The sequence below is a fragment of the Phenylobacterium sp. LjRoot225 genome, assembly GCF_964252855.1.
Taxonomy (GTDB): domain Bacteria; phylum Pseudomonadota; class Alphaproteobacteria; order Caulobacterales; family Caulobacteraceae; genus Phenylobacterium.
The window spans coordinates 106,996-118,557 of the sequence record NZ_CAXUPL020000003.1; the positions used below are offsets into that span (position 1 = coordinate 106,996).

General features: G+C 68.6%; 10 protein-coding genes and 1 pseudogene. 5 read left to right on the plus strand and 6 right to left on the minus strand.

Annotated features, from left to right (window positions below):
• Position 1: 1 nt before the first annotated feature.
• A complete protein-coding gene (locus ACSQ2B_RS15635; protein ID WP_436051228.1) occupies positions 2-2,206 on the minus strand; it encodes a TonB-dependent receptor in 2,205 nt (734 codons plus the stop codon).
• A gap of 296 nt (positions 2,207-2,502) precedes the next feature.
• Here ACSQ2B_RS15635 and ACSQ2B_RS15640 point away from each other — a divergent pair, with 296 nt between their 5' ends.
• From ACSQ2B_RS15640 to ACSQ2B_RS15650, 3 genes are read left to right on the plus strand one after another with little or no spacing between them, the layout of a single operon-like run.
• Positions 2,503-4,155, plus strand: coding sequence for an ATP-dependent acyl-CoA ligase (locus ACSQ2B_RS15640; RefSeq protein WP_436051230.1), 1,653 nt, complete (start codon positions 2,503-2,505; stop codon positions 4,153-4,155).
• Positions 4,152-5,324 (plus strand): thiolase family protein, encoded by a 1,173-nt coding sequence (locus tag ACSQ2B_RS15645; protein WP_436051231.1) that lies wholly within the window; start codon positions 4,152-4,154, stop codon positions 5,322-5,324. The genes ACSQ2B_RS15640 and ACSQ2B_RS15645 overlap by 4 nt, the downstream gene beginning before the upstream one ends.
• Positions 5,321-5,644 carry a Zn-ribbon domain-containing OB-fold protein gene (locus ACSQ2B_RS15650; protein WP_436051233.1) on the plus strand — a complete coding sequence of 108 codons (324 nt, stop codon included), beginning with the start codon at positions 5,321-5,323 and terminating at the stop codon, positions 5,642-5,644. Before ACSQ2B_RS15645 ends, ACSQ2B_RS15650 begins: the two co-directional genes overlap by 4 nt.
• Before the next feature lie 9 nt (positions 5,645-5,653).
• On the opposite strand, the gene ACSQ2B_RS15655 is transcribed toward ACSQ2B_RS15650, so the two are convergent.
• The 4 genes from ACSQ2B_RS15655 to ACSQ2B_RS15670 all read right to left on the minus strand — a co-directional run bounded on the left by ACSQ2B_RS15655 (position 5,654) and on the right by ACSQ2B_RS15670 (position 9,229).
• Positions 5,654-6,064 (minus strand): acyl-CoA thioesterase, encoded by a 411-nt coding sequence (locus ACSQ2B_RS15655; protein WP_436051234.1) that lies wholly within the window; start codon positions 6,062-6,064, stop codon positions 5,654-5,656.
• 248 nt (positions 6,065-6,312) lie between these two features.
• On the minus strand, positions 6,313-7,647 hold the full coding sequence (locus ACSQ2B_RS15660; RefSeq protein ID WP_436051235.1) for an MFS transporter: 1,335 nt from the start codon (positions 7,645-7,647) through the stop codon (positions 6,313-6,315).
• Positions 7,644-8,294, minus strand: coding sequence for a flavin reductase family protein (locus tag ACSQ2B_RS15665; protein ID WP_436051237.1), 651 nt, complete (start codon positions 8,292-8,294; stop codon positions 7,644-7,646). The genes ACSQ2B_RS15660 and ACSQ2B_RS15665 overlap by 4 nt, the downstream gene beginning before the upstream one ends.
• A 5-nt stretch (positions 8,295-8,299) precedes the next feature.
• A complete protein-coding gene (locus ACSQ2B_RS15670; protein WP_436051239.1) occupies positions 8,300-9,229 on the minus strand; it encodes a carbon-nitrogen hydrolase family protein in 930 nt (309 codons plus the stop codon).
• Between the two features lie 98 nt (positions 9,230-9,327).
• On the opposite strand from ACSQ2B_RS15670, the gene ACSQ2B_RS15675 reads away from it, so the two are divergent.
• Together ACSQ2B_RS15675 and ACSQ2B_RS15680 are read left to right on the plus strand one after the other, a co-directional pair.
• Positions 9,328-10,449: a cupin domain-containing protein gene (locus ACSQ2B_RS15675; RefSeq protein ID WP_436051240.1), complete on the plus strand. Its 1,122-nt coding sequence runs from the start codon at positions 9,328-9,330 to the stop codon at positions 10,447-10,449.
• Between the two features lie 36 nt (positions 10,450-10,485).
• Entirely contained in the window at positions 10,486-11,397 is a 912-nt protein-coding gene (locus ACSQ2B_RS15680; protein WP_436051242.1) for a fumarylacetoacetate hydrolase family protein, read from the plus strand.
• 46 nt (positions 11,398-11,443) lie between these two features.
• On the opposite strand, the pseudogene ACSQ2B_RS15685 reads toward ACSQ2B_RS15680, so the two are convergent.
• A pseudogene (locus tag ACSQ2B_RS15685) lies at positions 11,444-11,549 on the minus strand (hypothetical protein); the annotation flags it as partial.
• Positions 11,550-11,562: the final 13 nt, after the last annotated feature.

Here is an 11,562-nt window from a genome sequence, read left to right on the forward strand (position 1 = left end):
CTCAGAACCGGACGCCGGCCCGCATGCCGAACAGACGCGGTTCGGAGACGTAGATGCGGCCCGACTGGTAGCCGCTGAAGACGATGTTGTTCTCGATGTTCTTCACGAAGCCCTCGACGTACCACTTGTCTTCGGGCGCGGCGTAGGTGACGACCGCGTTGCTCTTCCAATAGGACGGCTGCCGGAACTGCGCCGGAATATTGAAGTCCGTGTTGAAGTAGGAGCTGCTGAAGCGGGTGTCGGCGTGGGCGGTGATCTTCGCCCCGGAGCCAAGCGGGAATGTCCGCGTGTAGCCGGCGACGACGACCGTGGACGGCGAATTGTCGAGGTCGGCGCTGGCGTAGTCGGCGGTGAGCCTGGGGCGGTATCTTACATAGTGGGCGTCCAGCAGGGCGATCGACAGGTCGAAGCGGTCGTTCCTGCCCGGCGTGAAGACAGCCTCGATCTCCGCGCCCTTCACGCGCGCCTTGCCGGCGTTGAGCGTCAGCTGGCCGGGAGGGGCCGGCGGCTCCTGCTGGCTGTTCAGCTGGAGGTTGGTGTAGTCGTAGAAGAAGGCCGTCAGGTTGAGGCTGAGCATGCCGTCGAAATAGCGACCCTTCAGTCCCGCCTCGTACGCGGTCAGTTCTTCCGGACTGTAGAACAGGCGGCTGTCGACGGTCGGTGTGACGCAGCCGGCGGAGCCGGCCATGCAGCCGTCGTTGAAGCCCCCGGCCTTGTAGCCGGTCGAAACGCTGCCATAGGCCATGATCCGGTCGGTCAGGTCGTAGTCGGCGCCCACCTTCCAGGTCACCTTCGAGAAGGTCTTGCGGGCGTTCTGGAGGGTGAGAACGGTGTAGAGCGTCGGATCGATGACCGTCGAGCCGTTCTGACCGATGATCACGCCCTCCCTGGATTTCAGATCGCGCGAATAGCGCAGGCCGCCGGTCAGCCTCAGCTTCGGGGTGACGTGGTAGGTGGCCTGGCCGAAGGCCGCCTTGGATTCGGCGACCACCTCCGGATAGAGGAAGGCGAAGATCGAATAGCCCGAGAAGTTTGTAAGGATGTTCTCGGAGTCCTCGGTCTTTTCCTTGAAGTAGTAGAGGCCGACGACCGCATCGAGCGGGCCGCCCTTCTTCGTCGCCGCCCGGAATTCGTGAGACTGCGCCTTCGTCGTCCCCGTCACCACATTGTCCGGGAAGCTGGCGGACTTGGGGAAGGCCTGGACCTGCAGGTTGTAGCGGTCGAACACCCGGTATGAACCCAGGTAGGTGAGCGCGACCGGCCCCAGCTCGTAGTTGAGCTCTCCGGTGATGCTGTAGATCTTGTTGTCCTGCTTCTGGTCGCTGAAGAAGGGGTAGCGGACCGTGCGAAGCGCCTTCGAACTCCCGCCGACATAGGTCGGGTTGGTCGAAAGCACGTCGGTAAAGAAGTCCTGCGCCCGCACGGGCATCGGCCCGGCGCCCCCCTGGTGCGCGTAGTCGCCGACGACCAGCAGGCTGCCCTGCTCCTGGCTTCCGAACTTCCAGAGCACGCTGCCCCGGACCGCGGTCTCGTCCTGGTCGACGCCGAGGCTTCGATCCACGCCTGGCGGATTGACCAGGTAGCTGTCGTGCTTGTTGTAGGCGGCGGCCAGACGGACCGCGACCGTCTCGGACGCGGGAATGTTGACCATCACGTCCGCGCGCCGGGTGTCGTAGTTGCCCACTTCGCCGTTCACGGAGCCTTCGAAGTCGAACTTCGGGCGGTTGGTGATCACATTGACCACGCCCGCGGTCGCGTTGCGGCCGTAGAGCGTGCCCTGCGGCCCGCGGAGGACTTCGACGCGCTCGAGATCGAAGAAGGATCCGGAGAGCGACTGCTGCCGCGCCAGATAGACGCCGTTCAAGAGAAAGGCCGCGGAAGGATCGCCCTTCTCCGTCCCGTCAGGACTGGAGACGCCGCGGATGGTGATCTGAACGCCGGCGGCCTGGGTGATCTGTGCAGAAGGCACGAGATTGCTGATCGAGAGCGGATTGACGACGCCCGCGGCCTTCAGCGTCTCTCCCGTCATGGCGCTGACCGCCAGCGCCGTCTTCGAGAGCGGCTCCGGCCGCTTCTGGGCGGTCACCACGATCTCATCCACCATCGACGGGTCTGCGGACGGAGTTGTCTGCGCCAGCGCCGAGGTGGAGACGGCGACAGACGACGCCAGCACGCTTCCACACAGAAGAGCATCAATGAACTTCATAGTCTTGTCCCCCGTTCGCCATCCAACATGGCCGTTTTCGCAGTCTTGATTTCCCCAAGGCTGCGGCCCGCAAAGCCCCCGCGACCGAGCGCGCCGTGTCGACGAGACGCCTGCGCCAGGTCTCCCTTGCCGCTGTCCGGCGCCGGCAGGTCGGGCAGGCGACGTCGCGTCCTGTCCGAGCCATGCTCCGCCGCCTGACAGCCGCCCTGAGGCCGCAACTTAGTTTAAGCTTGAAGCATTATATGCCAGAGGATATCTCTTGCCGCAAGAGCCGCCGGCATGAGGGAATCGTCCGTATGAGCCAGATCGTCGACCCCACCGGATCCGCCTTCGGCCTCGGCGACCGGTTCCCGCCGCAGAGCCGCAAGGTCGCGGTCCTGCTCGAACGCCAGGCCCAGACGTTCGGCGACAAGCCGCTGCTGGTGATCGACGAACAGGGCTACAGCTGCGACGAAATCCGCCGGCGGGCCGGCGAGACGGCCGGCGCGCTGCAGGCTGCAGGCGTCGGCGCCGGCGACCGCGTCGCCATCCTGTGCGGCGCCCGCATCGAGTTCATCGACCTGTTCCTGGCCTGCAGCTGGCTTGGCGCCGTCGCGGTGCCTATCAACCGATCCTCCCGCGGGCCGCAGCTGCAGCACATCCTGAAAAGCAGCGGCGCACGCCTGTTGGCGATCGAGCCCGCCGCGGCCGAGGTGCTGCGCCACCTCGAACCCGACGACCTGCTGCTGAGCGACGTGTGGCTGCTGCCGGCCCAGGGCGCGCCGCCAGCGGACGCGCCGCCCGCGGGATGGCCGTGCCGTCCGGCGCCCCTGCGCGGTCCCTATGTCGCGCCGGTGGACAGTTCGCCCGCGGACACCTGCGCCATCATCTACACCTCGGGGACGACCGGCCCCTCGAAAGGCGTTTGCTGTCCGCATGCGCAGTTCTTCTGGTGGGGCGTCAATGCGATCGACATCCTCGAGATCGCGGCGGACGACGTTCTGCTCACGACCCTGCCGCTGTTCCACGTCAATGCGCTGGGCGCCTTCTTCCAAGCCCTGCTGGGCGGGGCCACTCTGGTGGTGCTCGACCGCTTCTCCGCGAGCGGCTTTACAGCCTCGCTACGCCGGCACGGCGCCACCCTCACCTATCTCCTGGGCGCCATGGTTCCGATCCTGCTGTCGACCCCGGAAGGCGAGGAGGACCGCGCGCACGGCGTGCGCCGGGCGCTGGCGCCGGGCGTGCCGGCCGGTTTTGGCGAGGCCTTCGCGCGTCGGTTCAGCGTCGGCCTGATCGACGGCTATGGCTCCACCGAGACCAACTTCGTGATCGGCGACAGCTTGGCCGACCAGGCGCCGGGCGCCATGGGCCGCGTACGCCCCGGCTATTCCGCCTGCGTGGTGGATACGGACGACAACCCGCTGCCGCCCGGGACGCCCGGCGAACTGGTGGTGCGCAGCGACATCCCGCACTCCATGGCGAGCGGATACTTCGGCATGCCGCAAGCGACCCTGGATAGTCGTCGCAATCTCTGGCTCCACACCGGCGATCGCGTCTATCAGGACGAAGACGGCCGCTTCTATTTCATGGACCGGCTGAAGGACGCCATCCGCCGTCGCGGCGAGAACATCTCGGCCTATGAGGTCGAGCAGGTGCTGCTGAGCCATCCGGCGGTCGCCAACGCCGCCGTCTTCCCGGTGGGCTCCGACCTCGCGGAAGACGAGGTGATGGCGGCGATCGTCCTGCGAGAGGCCGCCGCGGTCAGCCCCGAGGCGTTGCTCGACTTCTGCCAGCCGCGGATGACCTATTTCTCGGTTCCCCGCTACCTGCTGTTCACGGACGTCTTGCCGATGACCGACAACGGGAAGGTCCAGAAGTTCCGCCTGCGCGAACAGGGCGTCACCGCCGAGACCTGGGACCGCGACCGGGCCGGCTACACGGTCCGCAGGCCCGATCGGCCGGCGGGATGACCCGGGCGCGCGACTACGCTGGCGTCGCCGTGGCCTGCCCGGTGACCGTCCCCTACCAGCGGCGCAGCGAGCGCCCGGCGCACTGGTTCGTGGGTCGGGCCTTGCGCGGCCTGCTGGACAGCGCCGGCCTGGAGAAGTCGGAGGTGGATGGCCTGGCGGTTTCGTCCTTTACGCTCGCGCCCGACACCACCATCGCGCTCACCGAACACTTCGACATGTCGCCGCGGTGGATCGAATGGCTGCCGAACGGCGGTGCCAGCGGGGTGATGGCGCTGCGCCGGGCCGCCCGGGCGGTGCAGGACGGCGACGCCAGCATCGTGGCCTGCATCGGCGCAGACACCGCCGGGACGACGAGCTTCGCCGACCTGGTCCGCAACTTCAGCGACTTCTCTCGAACAGCCGTCTATCCCTACGGGGCCGCCGGTCCGAACGGCAGTTTCGCCCTGATCACCGACAACTACATGCGCCGCTTCGGCGCCGTGCGCGAAGACTTCGGCCGCGTCGCGCTCGCCCAGCGCGACAACGCCGCGGCCAATCCCAACGCCCTGCTGGGGCGCAAGCCGCTGACCATGGCCGACTATCTGGCCGCTCCGCCGGTCGCCGAGCCGATCCATCTGCTCGACTGCGTCATGCCCTGCGCCGGCGCCGAGGCCTTCCTGGTGATGGACGCCTATCGCGCCCGCGCGCTGGGCCTGCCGCACGCCGCGATCCGCGGGTCGATCGAACGCCACAACGCCTTCTTCGACGAGCCGGTCGCCGAGCGCGGCGGCTGGGCGATGGATCGCGGCCACCTCTACCGCCAGGCCGGCGTCGGGCCCTCCGAGATCGATTGTCTCGAGACCTACGACGACTATCCGGTGATCACCCTCATGCAGATCGAGGACCTGGGCTTCTGCGCCAAGGGCCAGGCGCCGGAGTTTGTCCGCAGCCGCAGCCTCACCGTCGACGGCGACTTCCCGCTGAACACCTGCGGCGGCCAGCTCTCCTGCGGCCAGGCCGGCGCGGCGGGAGGCTTCCTGCCGGTCGTCGAGGCGCTGCGCCAAGTCACCGGCCAGCCGCTGGGCGCCGCCGTCCCCGACGCCCGCCTGGCGCTCGCCAGCGGCTACGGGATGGTCACCTACGATCGCTGCCTCGCGTCGGGCGCGGTCATCCTGGAGGGCGTGACGTGACGATCCTGATCCAGCGCTGCGACGACTGCGGCTCCCCCAACTACCCCGCCCGGGCGGTCTGCCGCGTCTGCCTGTCGGACAGGCTCACGGATCACGAGGACGCCGGCGACGGCGTGCTGCTGGCGACGAGCCTCGTCCACCGGTCGCTGGAGCCGGCCAACGCGCCCCATCTGCCGCTGCGGATCGGAGCCGTACGGCTCGCCAGCGGCCCGCATGTGGTGAGCTTCGTGGCGTCGGATTTGAGGGCGGGGGACCGCGTGCGCCTGGCCCCCGCCTCCAGCGCTATGGACGAAGCCCTCTGGGTCGCACGCAGAGCCTGAAGCTTCGGCTCAGACCGCCGTCTTGCCGTCGATCCGATCCCGGATCGCCTCGGGCCAGGCGATCGCCTTTCGCTTCTTGAGATCCGTGCAGACAATGACCAGTTCGCCCGCCAGCCGCTTGGCCCCGCCGCAGGTCATCTGATAGGCGATCGTGCAGCTGCTCCGGCCGAGCTCCCGCACCTCGAGCTCGACATCGAGCGTCTCGCCGAGAACTGAGGATGCGGCGAACTCACTGGTCACCCTGACCGCCGGCACGCCCACGCCTGCGACCAGGTGCAGGTCGGCGAAGCTCACACCAAGTCCGTCGGAGAACCAGTCTTCGACGGCGGTGTTCAGCATCTCGAAGTAGCGTGGATAGAAGACGATCCCCGCTGCATCGACGTCGCCGAACCGGACCTTGACCTGGGTGGTGTACGTCACGAACTCAATTCCTCGACCTGGCCGCCCTCAAGTCGACGCGACCTTGACCAAAACGATTGCTGCAGACCGGATTTGGGCTGGCGCGCGCCGGGCCCGACCTTGGCCCAACGTCCTGCGCCATCTCGATTGACGCCAATTCGCGCCCCGCCCGCCGCTTCTGGACGGCCCGTCTTCGAGACCGCCATTGGTTTATGCCTAAAATAATTTCATGCGGGGCGCAAGCCTAGCTTGGCCCGGCGCCGGTGGGCTCAATGAGCTCCGACGGTCGCGTGGATCGGCCGCCCAGGCGCCTCCCGAGGGACCAGGCGGATGGAGGCCGCTGCGGCGAGCGCGGCCAGGGCGAAGGCGGCGAAGTTGCAGGCGATGTCCAGCCGGGACTGGGCGATGAAGCCCCCGATCAGCGGCCCACAGACGGCGCCGAACCGCGAAACGCTGAGGCAGCAGCCCACCGCCGTGGCGCGGAGCTCGGGCGGGAAATAGCTGGCCAGGAAGCTGGTGACGATGACCGCCGCCGCGACCGAACCAACCCCGGCCGCCGCCACGATGGCGTAGGTGACCGGAAGCGGCCAGACGTGGGCCAGCAGCATGATGGCCGCAGCGCCGAAGGCGAAAGCCGCCGTGATCGTCCGCGCGCGCCCGAGCCTGTCCGCCAGGGCGCCTAGCAGGACGCCGCCGCCAGACGACGCCAGGGCGAACACCCCGAGGAACATGATGCTCGGCCCGAGCTCGTAGCCGGAGCTGCGCATGATCTGCGGCAGCCAGGTGTTGAGGCCGTAGACCAGGATCATGCCGAAGAAGGTCGCGAACCAGAAGCCGAGCGTCGCCCGCGCACGGCCGTGGGACAGCAGCTCGCCCAGGCCCGGCGAAATCGCCGGCGCTTCGAGCTGGACCGTCGAGGCGGTCGGCGGCGGGACGCCGAGCCTCGCGGCGAGCAGCTCGGCTTCGCGGGTCCGGCTCTTGTAGCGGAGAAAGGCGATCGACTCCGGAAGCCGCCAGGCCACGAGCGGAACGAAGGCGAGCGGCGCGGCGCCCAGACCGATGACCAGCCGCCAGCCGTGATCGGCCACCAGCAGGAACGAGGCTGCCGCCGAGGCGAAGATGCCGATCGAATAGCCGGTGTACATCAGGGCGAATTGCCGGTTCTCCCGGCCCGGCGGCGCATATTCGCAGGTGAGCGCCGCGGCGAGCGGCACGATCCCGCCGATGCCCACCCCGGCCAGACAACGCCAGAGCGCGAAGATCGCCGGCGTGGGCGCCAGCGCCGCGCAGCCGCTCGCCAGCGAGAAGAGCGTCAGGCAGGTGATGAAGGCCGGCTTGCGCCCATAGCGGTCGCCGACCACGCCGAACAGGTATCCGCCGAAGAACATGCCGACCAGCGCGGCGCTGGCGATCATCCCCGCCAGCGCCGGGGCAAGCCGCCAGGCCGGATCGGCCATCATCGACGGCAGGACCGCGCCCAGCGCCCCCATGTCGTAGCCCTCGGAGAACAGGGCGAACCAGCAGAGGCCGGTGACCAGCCGCGACGTGGCCGCAGCCGACGGCGCCCGCAACCGTCCCGTGATCGATCTGGCCTGCACCGTCATCTGCTCGTCCCCGATCGCTCGCCGTCCGTGAGCTCGCTCCACCTCGGCCGCACCATCTGGAAGGTGTCGGTCTGGCGGCTGTACCAGCCCGAGCCGTGCAGCCGGGCGATCAGCCGCATGGCGGGCGCATCGATGTGCAGCCGCCCGGCGTCGAGGATGAACTCGTCGCGGACATGGGCGTAGAGCACTTCGCCGATGACCGCGCATTGGCTGGGACCGGTCTCCAGGACATGCAGCGCGCGGCACTCGAAGCTCACCGGCGCCGTGCGGATGCGCGGCGGCGCGACCGTCACGCTCGGCGCGGCCTGGAGCCCTGCCAGCTGCAGCTCGTCGACCTCCGGGGGCGCGTCGATGCAGGTGAGGTTCATGGCCTCGCCGTGCGCCTCGTCCACCAGGTTGACGACGAATTCGCCGGTGGCGCGGATGTTCGCCGCAGTGTCCTTCAGCCCCCCCTCGCCGTTCGGGAGCAGGCCCAGCGCCACGGTCGGCGGGTCGTCGCCCAAAACGTTGAAGAAGCTGTAGGGGGCGGCGTTCGCCGCTCCGTCCGGAGCGCACGAGGTCACCCAGGCGATCGGCCGCGGCGTCACGCACGAGCTGAGGATCTTGTAGCGGCCGTCCTTGGGCAGGGTGCGGAGATCGAACTCCATGCGGCTCAGCCCTGCCATGCCACGGCCGACTTCGGGGTCTCGTCCACCAGGAGCCGGAAGACATCCGGCCGGGCGTAGTGGCCCACCACGTCGAAGTCGTACTTGCCGCGGGCGATCTCGCCGAGGTCGATGTCGGCATAGAGGATGGTCTCTCCGCCGAAGTCCGGCCCGGCGAGGATCTGCCCGGCCGGGCTGACCACCAGGCTCCCGCCGCGCATCAGCACGGTCTCGGGATCGTCGCCCAGGACGCAGTCGTAGTCGTCCGGATAGGCCCCGCGGGTGATGTGCTGGCAGGCGGAGAGGACGTAGCAGCGGCCTTCGAGCGCGATGTGCTGCATCGAGGACGCCCAGGTGTCGCGATCGTCGGCGGTCGGCGCGCAGTAGATGCTGACGCCCTTGTCGTACATCGCCAGCCTGAGCGCCGGCATATAGTTCTCCCAGCAGATCACCGCGCCGATCCGCCCGAGCGAGGTTTCGAACACCGGCAGCGTCGAGCCGTCGCCGAACCCCCAGATCAGCCGCTCCGAGCCGGTCGGCATCAGCTTGCGGTGCTTGCCGACCAGGCCCTGCGGCCCGTCGAAGAAGAGGGCCGTGCAGTAGAGGGTGCCGCCGCTGCGCTCCAGGGCGCCCATGACGACGAACAGCCCAGTCTCGCGCACCGCCTCGGCGATCAGCTCGACCTCGGGACCGTCCAGATCGATCGCCCCTTCGAAATAGCGTCGATAGGCGTCGCGCCCCTCGGGCTTGCGCAGGCCGACCGGCGCGCCGAACGAGGCGCCCTTGGGATAGCCGCCCAGGAAGACCTCGGGAAACACCGCCAGACGCGCCCCGGCCGCAGCCGCCTGGCGCACCAGCCCCGCCGCCTTTTCCGCCGCCGCCGCCGGATCGAAGGGGACCGACGCGGCCTGCACGACCGCCGCCTTGTAGCTCGCCATCACGCTGCTCCTGAAACGTGGATTCCGTTCTGCCCGGCATTGCCATCGGAGCGCAAGATGTTTTAAGCTTATAATATATTCCGAAGGCCCGGGCGCCCATGAACACCTACGATCAGCATCGCGAAGAGGCGCCGGGCCGGGCCAATGTGCGCGACACCGCCGAATTGGTGAACTTCTATCGCGACCTCGAGCAGCAGCACGCCGGCGCGCTCTGGACCGTGGCCAACAAGATCGAGCCCTGGGAGCCGCAGTCGACCTCCTCGCCCATGCTCTGGAGCTACCAGCGGCTGCGGCCGCACGTCCTGCGCGCCCTCGACCTGGTGACGCCTGAGCAGGCCGGGCGGCGGGTGGTCTATCTGGCCAACCCAGGCCGCGCCGACGTCACCGCCGCGGTGGGCTGGCTCTATTCCGGCATCCAGGTGATGGCGCCGGGGGAATGCGCCTCCAGCCACCGCCACTCGGCCTCGGCCCTGCGCTTCATCATGGAAGGCTCCGGAGCCTTCACCAACGTCGACGGCCACAAGATGACGTTGGGCCGCAACGACTTCGTGCTGACGCCGAACGGGACCTGGCACGAGCACGGCGTCGACGCCGGCGGCTCCATCTGCACCTGGCAGGACGGTCTCGACATTCCGCTGATGAATGCGCTGGAGGCCAACTTCTACGAGGTGCATCCCGACCTGCAGCAGGCGGTCGGCTATCCCGTCGACGACTCCACGGCGACCTGGGGCAACCCGGCCCTGAAGCCCGCCGGCGAGACCTGGTCGAAGCGCTATTCGCCGCTGCTGAAGTATGAATGGGCGCCGACCTACGAGGCCCTGACCCGGCTGGCGAAGGCCTCAGACGGCTCGCCGTTCGACGGGATCCACATGGACTACGTCAACCCCTACACCGGCGGCCCGCCGATGCTGACACTCGGCGCCTCGATCCAGTTGCTGCGGCCGGGCGAGCACACCAAGGCGCATCGCGAGGTCGGCAACTTCGTCTACCAGTGCGCCAAGGGCTGCGGCTATTCGATCGTCGGCGGCCAGCGACTCGACTGGAAGGAGCGCGACATCTTCGTCGTGCCCTCCTGGATGTGGCACGAGCACGCCAACGGCTCGGACCGCGATGACGCCTGCCTGTTCTCGTTCCACGACCTGCCGATGATGCGCGCGCTCGGCCTCTACCGGGTCGAAGGCCTCGCCGAAGGCGACGGCCATCAGCCGACGCCCGCCTGATCGCGCCCGCGGCCCTTCCCCCATGAAAGGATCTCCATGCGCCTTGTGACCTACCGCGCGACCGTCGAGGCTGCGAGCCGACTGGGCGTGCTGGCCGACGACCTCGTGATCGACGTCGAGCGGCTGGGCGCGCGCGCCGGCGTCGCCCTGCCCGACCGCATGCTCGACTTCATCGATCTCGGGCCGGTGGCTCTGGCCGAGCTCAGGGCGCTGTTGGAGGAGAGCAAGGCTCGCTGGCCGGTGGGCGGCGCCCTGCCCCTGCCGAACGTCAAGCTGCTCGCCCCGATCCCTCGCCCGCGCAAGAACATCTTCGGCATCGGGCTGAACTACATCGACCACGTGGCCGAGTCCGCAGCGGCGCTGGACACCTCGCCGGAGCTGCCGAAGCAGCCGGTGATCTTCTCCAAGCCGCCGACCACGGTGATCGGACCCGACGAGCCCATCCTGCACAAGGCCGACATCACCCAGCAGCTCGACTGGGAGGTGGAGCTCGGGGCGATCATCGGCGTGACCGCCCGGCGCGTCCCTCGTCAGGCGGCGCTCAAGCACGTCTTCGGCTATACGGTGCTGATCGACATGAGCGCGCGCGACAATCGCCGCGCCGGCCAGTGGATCTATTCCAAGGGCCAGGACAGCTACGCGCCTATGGGCCCCTGCATCGTCACCGCCGACGAGATCCCCGACCCGCAGACTCTAGACCTCTGGCTCACCGTCAACGGGGTCGAGAAGCAGCGGTCGAACACCAGCCACATGCTGTTCAAGGTGGACGAGCTGGTGTCCGACATCAGCCAGGGGATCACCCTCGAACCCGGCGACATCATCGCCACCGGCACGCCCGAAGGCGTCGGCGCCGGCCGCACCCCCCAGGAGTGGGTCTGGCCGGGCGACGTCATCGCGTGCGAAGTCGCCGGCATCGGCCGCCTGCGGCATCCCGTGGTGGCGGGCTGAGATGAAGCGGCGCCCTCCCCGCGAGGCGGAGGACGATCGCATATGAAAAATGTCCGTCATCCCGGACGGCCGAAGGCCGAGCCGGGATCCAGGGGCCGCCGCACTGCAGAACCCCCTGGGTCCCGGCTCTCCGCTTCGCTACGGCCGGGATGACGATCCGGTTTG

What these genes read in the sequence shown, in the direction of transcription:
- ACSQ2B_RS15660 (WP_436051235.1), bottom strand. Translation starts at nt 7,647, where the DNA reads ATGACGGTGCAGGCCAGATCGATCACGGGACGGTTGCGGGCGCCGTCG.
- ACSQ2B_RS15670 (WP_436051239.1), bottom strand. Translation starts at nt 9,229, where the DNA reads ATGGCGAGCTACAAGGCGGCGGTCGTGCAGGCCGCGTCGGTCCCCTTC.
- ACSQ2B_RS15635 (WP_436051228.1), bottom strand. Translation starts at nt 2,206, where the DNA reads ATGAAGTTCATTGATGCTCTTCTGTGTGGAAGCGTGCTGGCGTCGTCT.
- ACSQ2B_RS15680 (WP_436051242.1), top strand. Translation starts at nt 10,486, where the DNA reads ATGCGCCTTGTGACCTACCGCGCGACCGTCGAGGCTGCGAGCCGACTG.
- ACSQ2B_RS15675 (WP_436051240.1), top strand. Translation starts at nt 9,328, where the DNA reads ATGAACACCTACGATCAGCATCGCGAAGAGGCGCCGGGCCGGGCCAAT.
- ACSQ2B_RS15640 (WP_436051230.1), top strand. Translation starts at nt 2,503, where the DNA reads ATGAGCCAGATCGTCGACCCCACCGGATCCGCCTTCGGCCTCGGCGAC.
- ACSQ2B_RS15665 (WP_436051237.1), bottom strand. Translation starts at nt 8,294, where the DNA reads ATGGAGTTCGATCTCCGCACCCTGCCCAAGGACGGCCGCTACAAGATC.
- ACSQ2B_RS15645 (WP_436051231.1), top strand. Translation starts at nt 4,152, where the DNA reads ATGACCCGGGCGCGCGACTACGCTGGCGTCGCCGTGGCCTGCCCGGTG.